Raw genomic sequence first — 3,232 nt, forward strand, 5'->3', positions numbered from 1 at the left:
GCCCCTGGCGCCGTCTGCCGGCGCCTGCGCGGTCCCCGGGCTGTGCCGACACAGCACGGCGGCCGCCGATCCGGGGATCGGCGGCCGCCGTCGTGTGCGGATGGTCGTCAGGGCTGGCCGTGCTGCGTGAGGTGGTCCAGCTCGCGGCGGATGGCGGCGGCAGGCACGACGTCGGCCGTGTCGCCCTTCGCGGTCGTGAGGGGCCGGGCGTCGCGGGCGAGTAGTGCGCGCAGGAACGCGGCGACAGCGGCGGGTTCGTCGGTTGGGATCAGGTCGGCGGCGGCTAACTCGCGGTCGATGTCGGCGAGGATGTCGTGAAAGGTGCGCACGGTGGCGGCTCCTGGTTCGAGGTGGGGCGGGGGCACCCGGGTTCGGGGTGCCCCCGCGTGTGGCGGGTGGTCAGGCGACGGCGGCGAGTTCGCGCGACGGCACGAACGTACGCAGCGGCGGCATGTCACGGTCCCGGCACATCTCGCACCGGCTGTCCGTGCTCGGAGTGCGCTGCTCGGTGGGGGTGCGTTCGAGGTTGCACGCCGCGCACAATCCGCCCGGCGCGACCGGGAGCAAGGCAAGCCGGTCGTAATCCTCGTCGGACAGGGCGTAGCCGGTCAGGTCGGTCGCGGCGTCGCTGCTGTCGTCCAGGTCGGCGTGACGCTGCCGCTCCTGCTCGTAGAGGTCCACCGCGCGCTCGTCCTTGCGGACGAAACCGGCGGTCGGGATCGCCTGCTGAATCTGCCGCCACTGCTCGTCATACTGGGCTTCCACCTCCCCGACGACGTAACGGCCCTCCGCCTGCTTCTCGATCGGCTCGCGTCCGGCCTTCGCCGTGCTCGTGGCCTTGGTCTTCGGTTTCTCCTCGGCGGTGGGCGTGGTCACCGGCGGGGTGCTCTCGGCCGCTGTGGCAGGCTCGGCCGGTTCTTCGGTGGCGGTGTGCTCGCCAGGCATGGGGCGCTGCGCGGACTCGGCTTCCCGGCGGCAGGCATCGGAGCAGTAGCGCATCTCGGGGAGCCCGGCGAGGTTGCCGTCACAGTTGCCGCACCGGTGGATGTCACCGGAGGTGGCTTCGGTGGTCTGCTGCCGGGCGGCGGCGCGGGCGCGCGCGTGGGCGGCGCGGGCCTTGCTGGCGAACACGCACGTCATGACGAGCGTGCGCAGGTCATCGGCGAGGCTGGGCCACAACTGGTGGGCGGTGTGGATGGCTTCGACGATGGCGGGGTGGGTGGCGCTGGGGTTCTTGAGCAGTGTGGTGCACGTGGTGAACGCGTGCTGGTGGCTGCCGCCGGTGGCGGCGTTGAGCCACCGCAACCCGTTGAGCGCGTCGGCGATACGCGGCGGCGTCTCGCGCAGCATCACCGTCACGTCGTTGACCTCGGTCACGGCGACGGCCCGGCGGGTCTCGCTGCTGTAGACGCACAGGTTGACCAGCTCGCGCTCGGTCTCGCCGTAGCTGTCCCACTCGGTGTGAGCGGTGCGCACGGCGGCGAGGACGTCACCGTTGATCGCGGCGTCGGTGTTGAGCAGGGTGGCGCACGCGGCGAGGATCGCGGGTGGGTTGTCCCCGCTGTCGGTGAAGACAACTCGTAGCTCGGTGAGGGCGGTCCGGACGCGCGGCGGCTGCGCCTGCAACGCTTGCACGGCGCGGGTGATGCTGGGGAGGTGCTTACGGTGAATGGTCGCAACCATGAGAGTTGATCCTTACGTGTTGAATGAGTTCGGTTCTCGGGTTTGCCGTCCCGATCACCTTGCGATGTCAATATTACCGCCTGACTGTCGTCTATTCCACTCGATACAGAGTTTTCGTGTGACTATTTCGAGCAATTTAACGGGGCTAGTTGAAGTGCCTTGTTTGATTTGCTGTCAGGCTGGCCTTCGGGTGGTCACGCGCGTGCTGACGGCGCCTGAATGGCGCTGTGGCGCTGCTGGTCAGCGCAGTAGGGGTGACCACGTGCCGAGTGGGTGGTGGGTGGCCCTGAAGCAACCAGGGCAGGCCCTCGGCCTGCCCTTAACGCCTGGCCTAGGGAGTAGGGGCCCCGAATGCAAGGGTGGGGCCTCGAAATATTTTTGGCCACGCTTTTCGGACAAAAATATTTTGGGGTGCCCTTGCATTTGGGGGGACGACCGATACAATTTCGGGGCCACCCACCACCCGCGGACGCAACCGATCCACCTCACGAGTGCGTCCCTGCCGGTGCTCTGGACCTAGACGGCTGACCAGCGGAAACGGCTTCCCCTGTGGCCGGCCACGGGTGCGATGGCCTGCGGGTATGCTCGTCGTAGCGCTCCGCGGGCCTACGTGTCCCTGAGTCGGAGCGTCAGCGGGCCGCCGCGAGTTTTGCCGCTCGCCACTTCGGTGGCGTGGCCCTTCGGGGCTGCTGCGGCGGTACCGCGCCCTTCTCCTCGCCCGCTGTCGTCGTGAACACGGTCGACGCTGTCAGTCGCCTTGTCGGCGGTGCGAGCGCTGACCCGCCGGTGCGCCGCGGTGACGCCGGTGCCGCGGGTAGGTTGGTGGAGAGAACCGCAGCCCTCCCCGCGCGGGAGGTGCGTCATGGTTGAACATCACACAACAGGCTCCAAGCGGAAGCGTCGGTCGTCGGCGACGCTGGAGCGGCTGGAAGCGGCGCGGCGCCGCCGCGTCGAGCAGCTGGAGCGCGAGCGCGAGAACGAGCGACGCGTTGATGCGGCGCTGGGCCCGTTCGCAGAGGCAGTGACGGCGATCGAAGCGGTGGAGCGCCGGCGTGAGGATCGCATCGGCGCGCTGGGGGCGCAGCTGGAGCGGAAGCTGGCCGAGCTGGAGCGGCAGCGCGCGGTGAAGGTCGCGGAGTTCGAGCGGGCGGCCGAGCAGGTCCGCGCGGATGCGGAGATGGAGGTCGGCGAGTGGCGGGCGGTGATGGCGACCGCGGTGGCCGAGATCCGCGCGGCGGATGTCGGCGCGGCGGAGACGGCGGCGTTGCTGGGGATCTCGGCGAAGGCGGTCACCGCCTTGTCGCGTACTGCTGCGGCAGCGTCGAGGGTCGGCGGCCAGCGGAGCGACGCGGACTCCACGCACGCGGAAGCAGTTGACCTGGCAACCTCAGATGACGTGCGGGCTGTTGAGGCACCTGTGGGCGAGCAGGTCGAGCCGTCCGAACGAGATTCAGGGGTGGGTGTTCCGGCAGAGTGATTCGGCCGGGGCCGCCGACCACGAGAGGGGCGCTGGCACCGTTAGGTGCCGACACCACGAGAGGGGCGCTGG

At 69.8% G+C, this 3,232-nt stretch carries 3 protein-coding genes; 1 reads left to right on the top strand and 2 read right to left on the bottom strand.

What is annotated here, in order from left to right:
* Window positions 1–107 precede the first annotated feature (107 nt).
* The gene (locus tag ACWEVN_RS47345; RefSeq protein ID WP_452055641.1) at window positions 108–329 is read right to left on the bottom strand and encodes a hypothetical protein; all 222 of its coding nucleotides are present in this window, start codon (window positions 327–329) and stop codon (window positions 108–110) included.
* A 70-nt stretch (window positions 330–399) separates the two neighbouring features.
* Window positions 400–1,683, bottom strand: a complete 1,284-nt coding sequence (locus tag ACWEVN_RS47350; protein WP_452055642.1) for a hypothetical protein — start codon at window positions 1,681–1,683, stop codon at window positions 400–402.
* Window positions 1,684–2,545: 862 nt separating this feature from the next.
* Here ACWEVN_RS47350 and ACWEVN_RS47355 point away from each other — a divergent pair.
* Window positions 2,546–3,160 carry a hypothetical protein gene (locus ACWEVN_RS47355; protein ID WP_452055643.1) on the top strand — a complete coding sequence of 205 codons (615 nt, stop codon included), beginning with the start codon at window positions 2,546–2,548 and terminating at the stop codon, window positions 3,158–3,160.
* Window positions 3,161–3,232: the final 72 nt, after the last annotated feature.

The organism is Amycolatopsis sp. NPDC003861, from assembly GCF_053605405.1.

Bases quoted from the DNA above. Each gene is read 5' to 3' on its own strand.
- ACWEVN_RS47350 (WP_452055642.1), bottom strand. From the start codon at position 1,683: ATGGTTGCGACCATTCACCGTAAGCACCTCCCCAGCATCACCCGCGCC.
- ACWEVN_RS47355 (WP_452055643.1), top strand. From the start codon at position 2,546: ATGGTTGAACATCACACAACAGGCTCCAAGCGGAAGCGTCGGTCGTCG.